At 71.2% G+C, this 15,925-nt stretch carries 10 protein-coding genes; 9 read left to right on the top strand and 1 reads right to left on the bottom strand.

Annotated elements, in window-relative coordinates; all coding sequences use genetic code 11:
• Nucleotides 1-244: 244 nt before the first annotated feature.
• A complete protein-coding gene (gene eccCa / locus ABTZ03_RS38115) occupies nucleotides 245-4,189 on the bottom strand; it encodes a type VII secretion protein EccCa (RefSeq protein WP_350517793.1) in 3,945 nt (1,314 codons plus the stop codon).
• A 437-nt stretch (nucleotides 4,190-4,626) separates the two neighbouring features.
• On the opposite strand from eccCa, the gene eccD reads away from it, so the two are divergent.
• The 9 genes from eccD (at nucleotide 4,627) to ABTZ03_RS38160 (ending at nucleotide 15,641) form a co-directional block, all read left to right on the top strand.
• On the top strand, nucleotides 4,627-6,090 hold the full coding sequence (gene eccD / locus ABTZ03_RS38120) for a type VII secretion integral membrane protein EccD (RefSeq protein ID WP_350517794.1): 1,464 nt from the start codon (nucleotides 4,627-4,629) through the stop codon (nucleotides 6,088-6,090).
• Nucleotides 6,091-6,279: 189 nt separating this feature from the next.
• A complete protein-coding gene (rpsO, locus tag ABTZ03_RS38125; RefSeq protein WP_188302791.1) occupies nucleotides 6,280-6,570 on the top strand; it encodes a 30S ribosomal protein S15 in 291 nt (96 codons plus the stop codon).
• Between the two features lie 454 nt (nucleotides 6,571-7,024).
• A complete protein-coding gene (locus ABTZ03_RS38130) occupies nucleotides 7,025-9,232 on the top strand; it encodes a polyribonucleotide nucleotidyltransferase (protein ID WP_350517795.1) in 2,208 nt (735 codons plus the stop codon).
• 118 nt (nucleotides 9,233-9,350) lie between these two features.
• Nucleotides 9,351-10,703, top strand: coding sequence for a M16 family metallopeptidase (locus ABTZ03_RS38135; RefSeq protein ID WP_350517796.1), 1,353 nt, complete (start codon nucleotides 9,351-9,353; stop codon nucleotides 10,701-10,703).
• 28 nt (nucleotides 10,704-10,731) lie between these two features.
• On the top strand, nucleotides 10,732-11,478 hold the full coding sequence (dapB, locus tag ABTZ03_RS38140; protein WP_350517797.1) for a 4-hydroxy-tetrahydrodipicolinate reductase: 747 nt from the start codon (nucleotides 10,732-10,734) through the stop codon (nucleotides 11,476-11,478).
• Nucleotides 11,479-11,485: 7 nt separating this feature from the next.
• Nucleotides 11,486-11,944: a tetratricopeptide repeat protein gene (locus ABTZ03_RS38145; protein ID WP_350517798.1), complete on the top strand. Its 459-nt coding sequence runs from the start codon at nucleotides 11,486-11,488 to the stop codon at nucleotides 11,942-11,944.
• Complete coding sequence (gene thyX, locus ABTZ03_RS38150) at nucleotides 11,941-12,672, top strand: FAD-dependent thymidylate synthase (RefSeq protein WP_350517799.1); 732 nt, start codon at nucleotides 11,941-11,943, stop codon at nucleotides 12,670-12,672. Before ABTZ03_RS38145 ends, thyX begins: the two co-directional genes overlap by 4 nt.
• A gap of 213 nt (nucleotides 12,673-12,885) precedes the next feature.
• On the top strand, nucleotides 12,886-13,785 hold the full coding sequence (dapA, locus tag ABTZ03_RS38155) for a 4-hydroxy-tetrahydrodipicolinate synthase (RefSeq protein WP_350517800.1): 900 nt from the start codon (nucleotides 12,886-12,888) through the stop codon (nucleotides 13,783-13,785).
• A 170-nt stretch (nucleotides 13,786-13,955) separates the two neighbouring features.
• Entirely contained in the window at nucleotides 13,956-15,641 is a 1,686-nt protein-coding gene (locus ABTZ03_RS38160) for a ribonuclease J (protein ID WP_350517801.1), read from the top strand.
• Nucleotides 15,642-15,925: the final 284 nt, after the last annotated feature.

Here is a 15,925-nt window from a genome sequence, read left to right on the forward strand (position 1 = left end):
TATGAATCAAAGGTAAACAGTCTGTTGCAAGCCACCTTTCAAAGGTGGCATCTCGATCGGACGGCGACACGTCCAGGTGGCCCCGGGTGGGGCGACAACTCGCAGGTCGGGTACGGGAACCGTAGCCCCGGGCCGGAAAGATCTAGGTAACGTTTCAGCACCTGGGACGCCGAAGGGGCCGGACTCCGGAAGTCCGACCCCCTCGATCACCGTCCGTAGCGGACGGCTCGGTCACCCCGTGTGCTCACTGGACCGGCAGCCAGCCCGTCTGGACCATCTGCCCGCCGGTCACCCGGCGTGACACGAAGACCCCGCGGCCCGGCGGCAGCGCCTGCGGCTTGACCGTCCCCAGCAGCGCGCCCTCGTCCCGGTTGCCGGAGAGGATGACGCCCTGCCCGCCCAGCTCGCGCATCCGCTGCATCACCGGCTCGTACAGCGAGCGTCCGGCACCGCCCGCGCTGCGGGCCACGATCACCCGCAGGCCGATGTCCCGGGCGAACGGCAGGAACTCGGCCAGCGGCGCCAGCGGGTTGCCCGAGCCGGTCGCGACCAGCTCGTAGTCGTCGACGATCACGAACATGTCCTTGCCGCTGTACCAGCTGCGGTTGCGCAGCTGCTCGGCGGTCACGTCCGGGCCGGGCAGCCGGCGGGCGCAGGCCCCGCGCAGCATGTCCACGATGGCCGCCATGGCCGGCTGGGCGGCCGCGTACTCCACCAGGTGCTCCGGCGGGACGGTGCCCAGCAGGGCGCGCCGGTAGTCGCCGACCACGATGCCGGCCTGGTCCGGGGAGTAGCGCTCGGTGATCTGCTTGATCAGCATCCGCAGCAGCGCCGACTTCCCGGACTCGGTGTCGCCGAACACGATGAACAGCGGGTCGGTCTCGAAGTTGACGAACGCCGGCGCCAGTTCGGCCTCGTCCACGCCGAAGGCCACCCCGCGCTCCGGGTGCTCGAAGCCCTTTGGCAGCGAGTTCCCGTCCAGGACGGCGGGCAGCATCCGCACCTGGGGGGCGCGCGGCCCGGTCCAGGCGCCGTCGACCGCGGCGACCAGTCCGGTCACCCCGTCCTGGAGGTCCTCCACCGCGGCGGAGCCGTCCAGCCGCGGCAGCCCGCCGAGGAAGTGCAGCCGCTCCGCGGTGATGCCCCGCCCGGCCAGCGCCGGGACGTTCTGCGCCACCCGGCGGTCCACCTCGGACTCCATCGCGTCACCGAGCCGCAGCTCGATGCGGTTCTGCAGCAGGTCCTTCAGCGCCGGGCGCACCTCCGCGTACCGGGCCGCGGTGATCACCAGGTGGACGCCGTAGCCGAGGCCGCGCTGGGCGAGGTCGCCGATGACCGGTTCCAGCCCCTCGAACTCCTGCTTGAAGGTGTTCCAGCCGTCGATCATCAGGAACACGTCGCCGAAGGCCTGGTCCGGCAGCTGCCCGGCCGCCCGGCGGGCCCGGTAGGTCGCGATGGTGTCGATCCCGGTCGCCCGGAACAGCTCCTCGCGCCGGTTCATCACCGAGTGCACCTCGGAGACCATCCGGCGCACCTTGTCCACGTCCAGCCGCCCGGCCACCCCGCCGACGTGCGGCAGGCCGAGCAGCGACTGGAAGCTGCCCGCGCCGAAGTCCAGCAGGTAGAACTGCACCTCGCGGGGGGTGTGGGTGAGGCCGAAGGCGGCCGTCATGGTGCGCAGCACGGTGGACTTGCCCGACCGCGGGCCACCCACCACCAGGCCGTGGCCGGCCGCCCCGGAGAAGTCGACCTCCAGGATGTCGGTCTTCTGCTCGCGCGGCTTGTCCACGATCCCGATCGGCGCCCGCAGCCGCCCGCCCGGGTAGCCCGGCGCGGTCAGCCCGCGCTCCGGGACGACCTGCAGCGGCGGCAGCAGGTGGTCCAGGCTCGGCGCCTCGTCCAGCGGCGGCAGCCACACCTGGTGCGCGGCCGGTCCCTGGCCGGCCATCCGCTGGACGAACACGTCCAGCACGGTGTCCACCAGCGCGTCGTCCTGCTCCGGGGCCTGCGGCGCCTCCTCCTCCGCCGGGGCCGGCGGCAGGTCCACGAAGGCCGAGGTGAAGGCCACCGGGCGGGCGTTCACCCGCCGCCCGCCGGTCGAGCGCTGCTGCCCCGGCGCCCGGTACGGCCCCGAGACGTACGCGGCCTTGAACCGGTCCATCACGTCCTCGCCGAACTTCAGGTAGCCGACGCCCGGCACCGGCGGCAGGTGGTAGGCGTCCGGCACGCCGATCGCCGCCCGCGACTCGGCCGCCGAGAAGGTGCGCAGACCGATCCGGTACGAGAGGTAGGTGTCCAGGCCGCGCAGCTTGCCCTCCTCCAGGCGCTGCGAGGCCAGCAGCAGGTGCACGCCCAGGGAGCGGCCGATCCGGCCGATCTGGATGAACATCTCGATGAAGTCGGGCTTGGCGGTGAGGAGTTCGGAGAACTCGTCGATGATCAGCACCAGCGAGGGCAGCGGGTCCAGCGCCGCGCCGGCCGCCCGGGCCCGCTCGTACTCGTGGATGTTGGCGTAGTTGCCGGAGCGGTGCAGCAGCTCCTGGCGGCGGTGCAGCTCGCCCTCGATCGCGTCGCGCATGCGGTCGACCAGGGTGAGCTCGCCCTCCAGGTTGGTGATCACCGCGGAGGTGTGCGGCATGTCCGCCATGCCGAGGAAGGTCGCGCCGCCCTTGAAGTCGGCGAGCACGAAGTTCAGCGTCTCCGAGGAGTGGGTCATCGCCAGCGCGAGCACCAGCGTGCGCAGCAGCTCCGACTTGCCGGAACCGGTCGCGCCCACGCACAGGCCGTGCGGGCCCATGCCCTCCAGCGCGGCCTCCTTGATGTCCAGGTAGACGTGCTCGCCGCCCGCGCCGACGCCGATCGGCACCCGCATCCGCTCGTGCTGGGCGCGCGGGCGCCAGCTGCGGGCCACGTCGAAGGAGCCCGGGTCGCCCGAGTTCATCATGTCGGTGAAGTCCAGGTTGGACAGCAGCGGTTCGTCGTCCCCGCCGGCCGAGGCCCGGTACGGCGCCAGCTGCCGGGCCAGCGCCTCGGACTGCCACAGCGAGAGCAGGTCCGGCTTGCCCGCGTAGGTCGCCCCGGAGGCCGAACGCAGCACCAGCTCCTGCGGGTTGACCGTCACCATCAGGTGCCCGCTGGGCTCGTCCACCTCACCCGGGACGACCTCGATCACGGTCACCCCCTGCACGCCCTCGGGGCTCGCCAGCACCGAGTCGTGCGGCACCCCGGCGCCGTCCATGACCACCACCAGGTGCGGCTGGTCCGCGGCGGGCGCCGCGTCCCGGACGAAGCGCTGGCGGCCGGACAGTTCGTCCTGCAGCAGGTACTCCAGCTCGCCCAGGTCGTTCGCGCTCAGCCGGCGCGAGCCCGCGCCGTCGCTCTCCTTGCGGTGCTGGTTGTGCGGGAGCCACTTGGTCCAGTCCCACTCCTCGGCCGCGCCGGGCGCCGCGGCGACCGCGACCAGCAGGTCGTCCGGCGAGTGCAGGGTGGTCAGTTGGGCGATCATCGCGCGCACGTTCCCGTACACCGAGTCCGGGTCCCCGCACACCGTGATGTGGTAGAAGGCCCGCAGTGAGACCGCCAGCGGCAGGTCCTGAAGGGTGCCGTGCGCCTTCAGGAAGGAGTGCATCGCGGCCGCCGACAGCGGCTCCAGCTCGTCCATCGGCGCGGTCTGCGGCGCCACCAGCGGGGTGGACAGCTGCACCGGCCCGAGGCCCACCCGGATCTGCGCGAAGTCGCCGTCCGCCGTGCGCCGCTCCCACAGCCGCCGGCCGTCCTCGACGATCGACCACAGCTGGTCCGGCGCCGGGTTCAGGAACAGCAGCGCGCCGCGCTGGCTCTCCGCCGTGCGGCGCACCTGGCGGCGGGTCTGCTGGAGGTACTTGAGGTAGTCGCGCCGCTCGTCGGCCATCGCGGTCGAGCCGCCCTTGCGGGCCCGGACGATCTGGGCCAGCACCATGCCGAGCGTCGAGACGATCATCAGACCGCCCATGATCTTCATCGGGGCGGCCGCACCGGGGGAGAAGAAGAACACCGCCGAGCCGCCCATGCCGAGCATCGGCAGGATGCTCATCAGCCAGTCCTCGTGGCCCTGCCGGGGCAGCTCGGGCGGACTGACCAGCTCCACCGGTTCGTCCGGCACGGTCGGCGGGTAGGCCCTGGCCGGTCGCTTGACCATGATCACACCCATGCGTCATCCACCCCGCGGCGTCGATCGATCACTTCGGCATCAGCCCTCACGCGACTGCGCCGGCTCCGGTACGGGATCCCGTGGCTGAGGACGCCCCACGCAGCGCAGCCCCCGTACCACCGTGCGCAGGCGCCGATCCTAACGGTCGCCCCCGCACCGCCCGCCAGACCCCGGCGCCGTGCGGCCTCCCCGCCCGACCCCGCCGCGGCAGCGGGCACGAACCGAGCGGGTAGGGTAACGCCGCGCCAACTCGCGGCCCGGCCGGGCCGGTTCCGCAGCCACACACCGCGCGCCGCCGTGCCGCGGCACCGTCAACCCAGGGGGAGCGCTCAGTGCGTCGAAGGATCGAGGTGCGGACCAATGAGTGAGCGGAGCGAGCTCATCATTGAGAGGTGCGCGTGGGCGAGTGCCCCTGCCGAGCGCAGCGAGGTGGGCGCATGAGCAGTAGTACGGCCGCCACGGGCTACTGCCGGGTCACCGTCGTCGCGCCGGACCGCCGGATCGACGTCGCCCTGCCCGAGGACGTCCCCCTCGCAGACGTCTACCCCGAGGTGCTGCGACTGGCCAACCAGAGCCAGCCCGAGGGCGCCCCCACCGGCTACCACCTGGTCCGCCGCGACGGCACCGTGCTCGACGGCAGCCTGTCGCTGGCCGCCCAGCAGGTCCGCGACGGCGACCTGCTGGCGCTGCGCCCCTTCGCCGAGTCGCTGCCGCCGGCCGTCCACGACGACGTCGCCGACGCCATCGCCAGCGCCGTCGAGGCCGACCGCCGCTTCTGGACCGTCGACCTGATGCGCGGCTTCGGCCTGATCGGCGCCGGCGTCCTGCTCACCCTGCTCGGCTTCGCGCTCTGGTTCTCCGACCTGCGCCACGACATGCACAGCCTGCCCGGGGTGCTGGCCGGCGTCACCGCCGTCGTGCTCACCGCGCTCGCCGGGGTGCGCGCCCGGGTCTACCGGGACCCGCACGCCGCGGTCGCGCTCGGCCTCGGCGCCCTCCCGCACGCGATGATCGCCGGCAGCGGCGTCATCGCCGTCACCCATCCGGGGGACGGCCCGGGCCGGCTCCAGTTCCTGGCCGGCTGCGTCACCGTCCTGGTGGTCGCCGTGCTGCTCGCCGGCCTGCTGCCGGAGCAGGACGCGGTGTTCGTCGCCGCCGCCCTCGTCGCCACCGCCGGCGCCCTCGCCACCTTCGCCGCCGTGCTGATGCCCGGCACCCCGGCCGGCAACATCGCCGCCGTCACCGGCGTCGCCGCGGTCGCCGCCGTCGGCTTCCTGCCCGGCCTCTCCGCCCGCTTCGCCCGGCTGCCGGTCGGCTTCAGCGCCCCCGGCCAGACCCGCACCCGCAGCCGCGACTACGACGAGGAGGCCGAGCGTGCCGAGGCCGTCCAGTACGAGCGGATCGCCCACCAGGCCCGCCGCGGCCACGAGGTGCTGGTCGGCCTGGTCGGCGGCTGCGCCGCGGTCGTGGTCGGCGCCTGCGCCGTCCTCTCCTTCACCGACCGGACCTTCCCCGAACTGCTCGCACTCGCCCTGGGCATCGCCACCATGCTGCGCGCCCGGCTGTTCCGCTACACCGCGCAGGTCCTCGGCCTCACCGTCGCCGGCCTGCTGGGCCTGTGCCTGCTGATCGTCGGGCTGTCCCTGCACACCCCGCAGTTCATCCTGCGCGCGGCCGGCTCCGGCACCCAGCTCGACCTGCGCACCGTCTGGCTGGCCGCCTCCATCGCCTTCGGCGCCGCGCTGCTCACCGCGATCGCCCTGGTGGTGCCCCGGCTCGGCGTCTCCCCGTTCTGGGGACGCATCCTGGACCTGGTGGACAGCCTCACCCTGATCTCGCTGGTCCCGCTGGCGCTCGCCGTGCTGAACGTCTACCGGCTGGTCCGCGGCGCCACCGGCTGAGCGCCCGACGGGCGCCCGCCCACCCGCCCGTCGGACGGGTGGGCCGCACTGGTACGCTTGGCCACCGAGCGCAGCCATGTGTCCGCCCACTCGTGGGCAGCCGACCGCGGGCCGCGCTCACGACACCGAGTTCTCGCAGAGTCCTGTGCAGTCGACCAGGACCGCTCGGTAGACCTTGAAGGAGTTGCAGTGGCTCTCGCCTCTGACGTCAAGAAGCAGATCTTCGCCGAGTTCGGCCAGAAGGAGGGCGACACCGGCTCCCCCGAGGTCCAGGTCGCCATGCTGTCGCGCCGTATCTCGGACCTGACCGAGCACCTCAAGTTCCACAAGCACGACCACCACTCGCGTCGTGGCCTGCTGATCCTGGTCGGCCAGCGTCGCCGCCTCCTGCAGTACCTGGCCAAGAAGGACATCGAGCGCTTCCGTACGCTCGTCGACCGCCTGGGCATCCGTCGCGGTGCCGCCGGCGGCGCCCGCTAAGACCGCCGCTCGGGGCGGCTCCCCACACCGGGGAGCCGCCCCGCGTGCGTATGCCGCCGCGGTTCGACCGCGGCACCCTGACATAACAACTCGCGCGCACCTCCCCAGGTGGCCGAGGATTGCACCGTAGGGTTGTGGGCATGCCGGGTGATGGCGCAGCAGCGCGCCACCCGGGCAGCAAGCCCGAACCCCCCCGCGGGACGAAGGCTTCAAACGGAAGCCGCCCGCATCCGAGAGAGCGTCCAGACGCGGACCGCCCGTCCCGGCCCGGCAGCCGTGAGGCGCCGGTCCTCGGTAGTGGCCCCCGGAACCCCCGCAGCCGAGCGGGGCACCCCGGAGGCTTCGATCGAAGACCGGCCCGACTGCCGCCCTCCTTGGCAGGAGGGCCCCAGGGCCGAACAGAGGCAGCGCGGGGACGCTCTCCCGGAGACGTACGAAAGAGGAGATCTTCCAGGTGGAAGAGAACGTGTTCTACGCCGAGGCCGTGATCGACAACGGTTCCTTCGGCACCCGTACCATCCGCTTCGAGACCGGCCGTCTGGCCCGTCAGGCCGCCGGCTCCGCCGTGGCCTACCTCGACGACGACACCATGGTGCTGTCGGCCACCAGCGCGTCCAAGCAGCCGAAGGAGCACTTCGACTTCTTCCCGCTGACCGTGGACGTCGAGGAGCGGATGTACGCCGCCGGCCGCATCCCCGGCTCGTTCTTCCGTCGCGAGGGCCGGCCGTCCGAGGACGCGATCCTCACCTGCCGCCTGATCGACCGCCCGCTGCGCCCGTCCTTCGTCAAGGGCCTGCGCAACGAGGTCCAGGTCGTCTGCACGATCATGGCGCTCAACCCCGACCACCTGTACGACGTGGTCGCGATCAACGCCGCCTCCGCCTCCACCCAGCTGGCGGGCCTGCCGTTCTCCGGCCCGATCGGTGGCGTCCGCGTCGCGCTGATCAACGGCCAGTGGGTGGCCTTCCCGACCCACAGCGAGCTGGAGTCGGCCGTCTTCGACATGGTCGTCGCCGGTCGCGTCCTGCCGGACGGCGACGTCGCGATCATGATGGTCGAGGCCGAGGCCACCGACAAGACCATCAAGCTGGTCGAGGGCGGCGCCGAGGCGCCGACCGAGGAGGTCGTGGCCTCCGGCCTCGACGCCGCCAAGCCCTTCATCAAGGTGCTGTGCGCCGCGCAGGCGCAGCTGGCCGCCCAGGCCGCCAAGCCGACCGCCGACTTCCCGGTCTTCCTGGACTACCAGGACGACGTCCTGGCCGCCCTGACCGCCGCCGTCAAGGACGAGCTGGCCAAGGCCCTCACCATCCCGGGCAAGCAGGAGCGCAACGCCGAGCTGGACCGCGTCAAGGCGGTCGCCGCCGAGAAGCTGCTCCCCGAGTTCGAGGGTCGCGAGAAGGAGATCAGCGCCGCCTACAACGCGCTGACCAAGAAGATCGTCCGCGAGCGCGTCATCAAGGACAAGGTCCGCATCGACGGCCGCGGCGTCACCGACATCCGCACCCTGGCCGCCGAGGTCGAGGCCATCCCGCGGGTCCACGGCTCGGCCCTGTTCGAGCGCGGCGAGACCCAGATCCTGGGTGTCACCACGCTGAACATGCTCCGGATGGAGCAGCAGCTCGACACGCTCTCCCCGGAGACGCGTCGCCGCTACATGCACAACTACAACTTCCCGCCGTACTCGGTCGGCGAGACCGGCCGCGTGGGCTCGCCCAAGCGTCGCGAGATCGGCCACGGCGCGCTGGCCGAGCGCGCCATCCTGCCGGTCCTGCCGACCCGCGAGGAGTTCCCGTACGCCATCCGCCAGGTCTCCGAGGCGCTGAGCTCCAACGGCTCCACCTCGATGGGCTCGGTCTGCGCGTCCACCATGTCGCTGCTGAACGCCGGTGTGCCGCTGAAGGCCGCCGTCGCCGGCATCGCCATGGGCCTGATCTCCCAGGAGATCGACGGCGAGACCCACTACGTCGCGCTGACCGACATCCTGGGCGCCGAGGACGCGTACGGCGACATGGACTTCAAGGTCGCCGGTACCCGCAACTTCATCACCGCCCTCCAGCTGGACACCAAGCTGAACGGCATCCCGGCGTCGGTGCTGGCCGCCGCGCTGAAGCAGGCCAAGGACGCCCGCCTGCACATCCTCGACGTGATGAACGAGGCCATCGACTCGCCCGACGAGATGTCCCCGAACGCGCCGCGCATCATCACCATCAAGATCCCGGTGGACAAGATCGGTGAGGTCATCGGCCCCAAGGGCAAGATGATCAACCAGATCCAGGAGGACACCGGCGCCGAGATCACGATCGAGGACGACGGCACCATCTACATCGGTGCCGCCGACGGCCCGGCCGCCGAGGCCGCCCGCACCACGATCAACCAGATCGCCAACCCGACCATGCCGGAGGTCGGCGAGCGCTACCTGGGCACCGTGGTCAAGACCACGACGTTCGGCGCGTTCGTCTCGCTCATGCCGGGCAAGGACGGCCTGCTGCACATCTCGCAGATCCGCAAGCTCGCCGGTGGCAAGCGCGTGGAGAACGTCGAGGACGTCCTCGGCGTCGGCGCCAAGGTGCAGGTCGAGATCGCCGAGATCGACCCGCGCGGCAAGCTCTCGCTGATCCCGGTCATCGAGGGCGAGGAGGCCGGCGAGGCCGCTTCCGAGTGAAGCGCCGCTAGCTGACCCTTGCGGCCCGTACGCCTCCCGGCGTGCGGGCCGCACCCCGTTGTCCACGCGTTCGTCCGTACGTGCCATTCCACGTGCGTTTCCTCTGGAGGTACCCACCGTGGCCCAGGCCCCGGCGGTAAAGCAGCGTCCCGGCACCACCCGGACCCTGCTCAAGGGCGTCGACGGCGCCGGCACGGTGCGCCGGACCGTCCTGCCCGGCGGCCTGCGGGTCGTCACCGAAACCCTGCCGACGGTTCGCTCCGCGACCTTCGGCATCTGGGTCGGCGTCGGCTCGCGGGACGAGACCCCGCAGCTCAACGGCGCCACCCACTACCTGGAGCACCTGCTCTTCAAGGGCACCGAGCGGCGCAGCGCGCTGGACATCTCGGCGGCCCTGGACGCGGTCGGCGGCGAGATGAACGCCTTCACCGCGAAGGAGAACACCTGCTACTACGCCCGGGTCCTGGACACCGACCTGCCGCTGGCCATCGACGTGGTCTGCGACATGCTCACCGGCTCGCTGATCCGCACCGAGGACGTGGACGCCGAGCGCGGCGTCATCCTCGAAGAGATGGCGATGGCCGAGGACGACCCGGGCGACGTGGTCCACGACCTGTTCGCCAGGGTGATCTTCGGCAGCGGCCCGCTCGGCCGCCCGATCCTCGGCACCCAGGAGACCATCAAGGCGCTCACCCGGGAGCAGATCGCCGGCTTCTACCACCGCCGCTACCGCCCGGAGCACCTGGTCGTCGCCGCGGCCGGCAACCTGGACCACCGCAAGGTCGTCAAGCAGGTCCAGGAGGCCTTTGCCCCGGTGCTGGCCCGCTCCACCGCGGCGCCCGCCGAGGCCCGCCGCGGCGTCAAGGCGCTGCGCACGGCCGGCAAGGTCGAGGTGCTCAACCGCTCCACCGAGCAGGCCCACCTGGTGCTGGGCGTCCCCGGGGTGCCCCGGCACGACGAGCGCCGCTGGGCGATGGGCGTGCTCAACGCAGCCCTGGGCGGCGGGATGAGCTCCCGGCTGTTCCAGGAGGTCCGGGAGAAGCGCGGCCTGGCGTACTCGGTCTACTCGTACTCCTCGTCCTACGCGGACAGCGGCCTGTTCGGCATCTACGCCGGCTGCCAGCCCAAGCGGGTCGAGGAGGTGCTGCGGATCTGCCGCGAGGAGCTGGCCAAGGTCGTCGCCGACGGCATCACCGAGGAGGAACTGCACCGCGCGATCGGGCAGATCTCCGGCTCCACCGTGCTCGGCATGGAGGACACCGGCTCGCTGATGAACCGGATCGGCAAGGCCGAACTCAGCTACGGACACCACCTGTCGGTGGACGACATGCTGGAGCGGATCGCGGCGGTGACCCTGGAGGACGTCCACGCGGTGGCCCGTGATGTGCTGGGCGCGTACCGGCCGTCGCTGGCGCTGATCGGGCCGGTCAACGACAAGCGGGCCGCCCGGCTCGCCGATCTGCTCGTGTGAGACTGCCTTGTCTGAGAGGAATTCCGCAATGACGCTGCGTGTCGCCGTGATCGGTGCCAACGGACGGATCGGCTCCGAGGCGGTCAAGGCCGTCGAGGCCGCGCCCGACCTGGAGCTGGTCGCCACCCTGGGCCGCGGGTCGAAGCTGACGGAGCTGACCGAGGCCGGGGCCCAGGTCGCCGTCGAACTGACCCACCCGGACTCGGTGATGGGCAACCTCGACCACTGCCTGCACCACGGCATCCACGTGGTCACCGGTACCACCGGTTGGACGGACGAGCGGCTCGCCACCGTGCAGGGCTGGCTGGCCGACGCCCCGGAGCTGGGCCTGCTGATCGCGCCCAACTTCTCCATCGGTGCGATCCTCGGCATGAAGTTCTCCCAGATCGCCGCCCGCTACTTCGAGTCGGTCGAGGTGGTCGAGCTGCACCACGACCGCAAGGCCGACGCCCCCAGCGGCACCGCCACCCGCACCGCCCAGCTGATCGCCGCGGCCCGCGCCGAGGCCGGCCGGCCGAAGCAGCAGGACCCGACCAGCCACAGCCTGCCCGGCGCCCGCGGCGCCGACGTGGACGGGGTGCCGGTGCACGCCGTCCGGCTGCGCGGCCTGCTGGCCCACCAGCAGGTGATGTTCGGCGACACCGGCGAGACGCTCACCATCCGGCACGACTCGCTGCACCACAGCAGCTTCATGCCGGGCATCCTGCTGGGCGTGCGCAAGGTCGTCGACACCCCGGGGCTGACCTTCGGCCTCGAACACTTCCTGGACCTGTGAGCCGCAGATGACCTCCCGCACCGGTTTCTTCGTCCTGTCCGGCGTGCTGCTGCTGGTCGCCCTCGTCTGCGTGGGGGAGGGCGTCCAGCTGATCGCCACCGGCAAGCCGCTCGGCATCGGCATCGGCCTCTGCGCCTTCGTCATCCCGGTGATCGGCGTCTGGTTCCTGCGCCAGACCGTCCGCTTCGGCAGGGCCAGCGAGCGGCTCGCCCACGAGCTGGACGCCGAGGGCGGGCTGCCGGTGGACGAGCTCCGGCGCAGCAAGGGCGGGCGGATCGACCGGGCCTCGGCCGACGCGGTGTTCGCCCGCCGCCAGGCCGAGGCGGAGGCCGAGCCCGGCGACTGGCGGGTGTGGTTCCGCCTCGCCGTGGCCTACGCCGACGCCGGCGACACCCCGCGCGCCCGCAAGACCATGCAGCACGCCATCAAGCTGCACAGCACCGAACCCGCAAGGAGTAACGCGTGAGCGAAGAACCGACGGCCCCCAGTTTCCGCAGCGATGTGACGGTGGAGCTGGTCCGCAGCGCCGCCGCCGACTCGGACGTCATCTGGGCGGCCCGGGTCTCGACCGCGGGGGAGCAGTCCCTGGAGGCGCTCCAGCAGGACCCGGAGAAGTCCAAGGGCCTGATCAACTTCCTGATGCGCGACCGGCACGGCACGCCCTTCGAGCACAACTCGATGACCTTCTTCATCAGCGCGCCGATCTTCGTGTTCCGGGAGTTCCACCGGCACCGCAGCGGCTGGTCCTACAACGAGGAGTCCGGCCGCTACCGCGAGCTGGAACCGGTCTTCTACGTCCCGGCCGAGGACCGCAAGCTGGTCCAGCAGGGACGCCCGGGCAAGTACGAGTTCCACCAGGGCACCCCCGAGCAGCACCGGACCACCGGCGAGGCGATGGAGGCCGCGTACCGCGAGTCCTACGCCCGCTACCAGGAGATGCTGGCGGCCGGCGTGGCCCGCGAGGTGGCCCGGGCGGTGCTGCCGGTCGGCCTGTTCTCCTCGATGTACGCGACCTGCAACGCGCGTTCGCTGATGCACTTCCTCTCGCTGCGCACCCGGCGGGAGAACTCGGCGGTGCCGTCGTTCCCGCAGCGCGAGATCGAGATGGTCGCGGAGCAGATGGAGGAGCAGTGGGCCCGGCTCATGCCGCTCACCCATGCGGCCTTCGAGAAGCACGGCCGGGTCGCCCCCTGACCTGGGAGGACAGGCATATGGGCTGGATGTCCTGCATGTCTGGATTGCGGCTTTTCTAGCCGCTCCCTACATTCGTGACCACGGATTCCGGTGCTGCCCGAACCCCCGAGCGGGCAGCACCGGAATCCCACTCCCCGCCCCGGCCCGCTCCACCTGTCCGAACCATGGACCGGCATGGGTACCACCCCACCGCCTACGAGTAGTTTTGGACGCATGGCTCCGACCTCCACCCCCCAGACGCCGTTCGGCCGGGTGCTGACCGCTATGGTCACCCCGTTCACCGCCGACGGCGCCCTCGACATCGACGGCGCCCAGCGCCTCGCCACGCACCTCGTCGACTCCGGGAACGACGGCCTCGTCGTCAACGGCACCACCGGTGAGTCCCCGACCACCAACGACGCCGAGAAGGCCCAGCTCGTCCGCGCCGTGGTGGAGGCGGTCGGGGACCGGGCCCACGTGGTGGCCGGGGTCGGCACCAACGACACCCACCACAGTGTCGAGCTGGCCCGGCAGGCGGAGGCCGCCGGGGCGCACGGCCTGCTGGTCGTCACCCCGTACTACAACAAGCCCCCGCAGGAGGGCCTGTACCGGCACTTCACGCAGGTCGCCGACGCCACCGGCCTGCCGGTGATGGCGTACGACATCCCGGGCCGCAGCGGGGTCGCGCTGAGCCACGAGACCCTGGTCCGGCTCGGTGAGCACCCGCGGATCGTCGCCAACAAGGACGCCAAGGGCGACCTCGGCGCGGCGGCCTGGGCGATCGCCCGCTCCGACCTCGCCTGGTACTCCGGCGACGACATCCTCAACCTGCCGCTGCTGTCCGTCGGGGCCGTCGGCGTGGTCAGCGTCGTCGGGCACGTGGTGGCCGGCCCGCTGAAGACGATGATCGAGGCCTACCTGGCCGGCGATGTGGCCAAGGCCACCGTGGTCCACCAGGGCCTGCTGCCGGTGTTCACCGGTATGTTCCGCACCCAGGGCGTGATCCTCACCAAGGCCGCGCTGGACCTCCAGGGCCTGCCGGCCGGGCCGCTTCGGCTGCCGCTGGTCGGCGCGACGCCCGAGGAGATCGACCGATTGAGGCAGGATCTCGCCGCCGGCGGGGTACACCTGTAAACGACAAAGACGTGCGCGCCCCGGCTCGCCGGACCCCGCCCGGGTCCGCCGCTGGACCGGACCGAAGGCGCGAGAGCACCGACCCAGTAGGAAAACGACACTGAGTACGCACGCCATATGTCACCAGGGGAGGACCCCGGGCATATGGCGTGCGTCGTGAGGAGAGTCTTTTGAGCCACCCGCACCCCGAACTCGGCGCACCCCCGGCCCTCAAGGAGGGCGCCCTCCGCATCACTCCGCTCGGCGGCCTCGGCGAGATCGGCCGCAACATGACGGTCCTCGAGTACGGCGACCGCATCCTGATCATCGACTGCGGCGTCCTCTTCCCCGAGGACGAGCAGCCCGGCGTGGACCTGATCCTGCCGGACTTCAGCTACATCCGGGACCGCCTGGACAAGGTCGACGGCATCGTCCTCACCCACGGGCACGAGGACCACATCGGGGCCGTCCCCTTCCTGCTCCGGGAGAACCCGGACATCCCGCTGATCGGCTCCAAGCTGACCCTCGCCCTGATCGAGGCCAAGCTCGCCGAGCACCGCATCCGGCCGTACGTGCTGGAGGTCAAGGAGGGCGAGCGCGAGCGCATCGGTCCCTTCGACTGCGAGTTCATCGCGGTCAACCACTCCATCCCGGACGCCCTCGCGGTGGCCGTCCGCACCCCCGCCGGCATGGTCGTGGCCACCGGTGACTTCAAGATGGACCAGCTGCCGCTGGACGGTCGCCTGACCGACCTGCCGACCTTCGCCAAGCTGGCGGAGGAGGGCATGGACCTGCTGCTGGTGGACTCCACCAACGCCGAGGTCCCCGGCTTCATCCCGCACGAGCGGGACATCTCGGCCGCGCTCCGAAACGTTTTCGCGAACGCCGACAAGCGCATCATCGTGGCCTCCTTCGCCAGCCACGTGCACCGCATCCAGCAGGTCCTGGACGCCGCGCACGAGTACAAGCGCAAGGTCGCCTTCGTCGGCCGCTCGATGGTCCGCAACATGGGCATCGCCCGTGACCTCGGCTACCTCAAGGTGCCGGGCAACATGATCGTCGACGTCAAGCAGCTGGACGACCTGCCGGACAAGGAGGTGGTGCTGATCTGCACCGGCTCCCAGGGCGAGCCGATGGCCGCGCTGTCCCGGATGGCCAACCGCGACCACCAGATCCGTATCGTCGAGGGCGACACCGTCGTCCTGGCCTCCTCGCTGATCCCGGGCAACGAGAACGCGGTCTACCGCGTGATCAACGGCCTGACCCGCTGGGGCGCCAAGGTCGTGCACAAGGGCAACGCCAAGGTGCACGTCTCCGGTCACGCCTCGGCCGGCGAGCTGCTGTACTTCTTCAACATCTGCAAGCCGCGCAACCTCATGCCGGTGCACGGCGAGTGGCGCCACCTGCGGGCCGCCGCCGAGCTGGGCATCGCGACCGGTGTGCCGCGCAACCGCGTGGTCATCGCCGAGGACGGCGTCTGCGTCGACCTGGAGAAGGGCGTCGCCCGGATCGTCGGCAAGGTGCAGGCCGGCTACGTCTACGTGGACGGCTCCTCGGTCGGCGACATCACCGAGGCCTCGCTCAAGGACCGCAGGATCCTCGGCGAGGAGGGCTTCATCTCGGTCTTCGTCGCGGTCGACTCGACCAACGGCAAGATCATCGGCGGCCCGACCATCCAGGCCCGCGGCTCCGGCATCGACGACAACGCCTTCGTGCCGGTCGTCGCCAAGCTCCAGGAAGCCCTGGACCGCTCGGCGAGCGACGGCGTGCTGGAGCCCCGCCAGGTGCAGCAGCTCGTCCGTCGGACCATCGGCAAGTGGGTGGCGGACAACTACCGCCGTCGGCCGATGATCCTGCCGGTCGTCGTCGAGGTCTGAGCCTCCGCTCCGACCCTCGTCCGACCCGGCTGAGGCTGGTTTGACGTGGGGCGACCCGGTGCGTAATGTTCTCCGGGTTGCCCCACGGGACGAGCCCCAAGGAAGTCCTCGAATGCGAATTCGAGAACATCCGGGAAAACGGACCGAGAAACTCTGATAGAGTTCGGGAGCGCCGAAAGGCGAAAGCCAAATCCGATGAATGAAACTCCGGAAAACGGAGCGGAAAACATCTGATAAGCTGGAAACACGAAAGAACGAAGCGCCCGGAGGGCCCGCTGGAAGGC

Source organism: Kitasatospora sp. NPDC096077 (assembly GCF_040303245.1).
Classification (GTDB): Bacteria; Actinomycetota; Actinomycetes; order Streptomycetales; family Streptomycetaceae; genus Kitasatospora.